General features: G+C 58.1%; 1 protein-coding gene. It reads right to left on the bottom strand.

Annotated features, from left to right (window positions below; translation table 11 throughout):
• Positions 1-18 precede the first annotated feature (18 nt).
• A protein-coding gene (locus tag ACI2KA_RS26970) for an IS3 family transposase (protein ID WP_404505492.1) occupies positions 19-1,208 on the bottom strand; the annotation gives its coding sequence in 2 pieces (ribosomal slippage) (positions 19-959 and positions 959-1,208; 1,191 coding nt in all).
• Positions 1,209-1,273 lie beyond the last annotated feature (65 nt).

Below are 1,273 nucleotides of genomic sequence, written 5' to 3'. Positions count from 1 at the left end.
TGATCTTGCCCCCAAGTTTTATCCAGTTTTGAGTTTGCTCCAGCGGTTTTGGGTTGCTGTATTTAGGGCGGTAGCGGCGGGTTGCGGTGCGGAGCCATTCCGGCTGCGCAGCACCGCATCACGTCGCGGGTTGATGGTCTGAGCGAACTCGGCCGGTGTCAGCCAGCCGAGGCCGGAATGCGGTCGATGATCGTTGTAATCGCTGCGCCAGTTTGAAAGCGCCGATCGGGCATGGGGCAGTGACGAGAAGAGCGTTTCATTCAGGAATTCGTCTCGTAGCCGCCCATTGAAGCTTTCGATGAAGGCGTTCTGGATCGGCTTGCCAGGCGCGATGTAGTGCCATTCCACCTTGGCCCGATCCGCCCATTGCAGGATCGCGTTGCTGGTGAACTCGCTGCCATTGTCACTGACGATCATCTTCGGCTTGCCTCGTCCCTCGATAATCCGGTCCAGCTCACGGGCAACCCGCAGGCCGGAAAGAGACGTATCGGCGACGAGTGCCAGGCACTCCCTGGTGCAATCGTCGACGATCGTCAGCACCCGGAACCTGCGACCATCGGTCAGTTGATCCGACACGAAGTCCAACGACCAGCGATCATTGGCGGCAAGCGGGATCAGCATCGGTGCTCGTGTGCCTATCGCTCGCTTGCGGCCGCTGCGCTTGCGCACGGTCAGCTTCTCCTCCCGATAGAGCCGGAAGAGCCGCTTGTGGTTCACAAGGTGACCCTCGCGCCTGAGCAGCACATGAAGACGCCGATATCCAAAGCGGCGGCGTTCATGCGCCAGCGCCTTCATCCGCTCGCGAAGGTCATAGTCATCGATGCGTCTGGTTTCGTAACGGATCGTCATTCGGCAAAAGCCGATGGCTTTACACGCCCGCCGTTCGCTTATCTCGTGGTGACCCATCAAATGCGCGACAGCTTTCCGCCTTGCTGCGGGCGTCACCACTTCTTTCCCAAAAGGTCTTTCAAAGCAGCATTGTCGAGCATCGCGTCCGCCAAAAGCCGCTTCAGCTTGGTGTTCTCGTCTTCAAGCGCCTTCAGCCGCTTGGCTTCGGATACATCCATGCCGCCGAACTTCGCCTTCCATTTATAGATGCTGGCATCGCTGACCCTGTGCTTGCGGCAAAGCTCTGAGACCGGCGTGCCAGCCTCATGCTCCTTCAGAATGCCAATGATCTGTTCGTCCGTGAAACGGTTACGCTTCATTCTCTGGTCCTCTCAATGGGCCAGAGCTTACTTCAAAATGGATTATTTTAACGGGGCAAGGTCAC

The sequence above is a fragment of the Agrobacterium sp. NPDC089420 genome (assembly GCF_044900305.1).
In the GTDB taxonomy this organism is placed as follows: Bacteria; Pseudomonadota; Alphaproteobacteria; order Rhizobiales; family Rhizobiaceae; genus Agrobacterium.
This window is presented reverse-complemented; position numbering and strand designations above follow the sequence as displayed.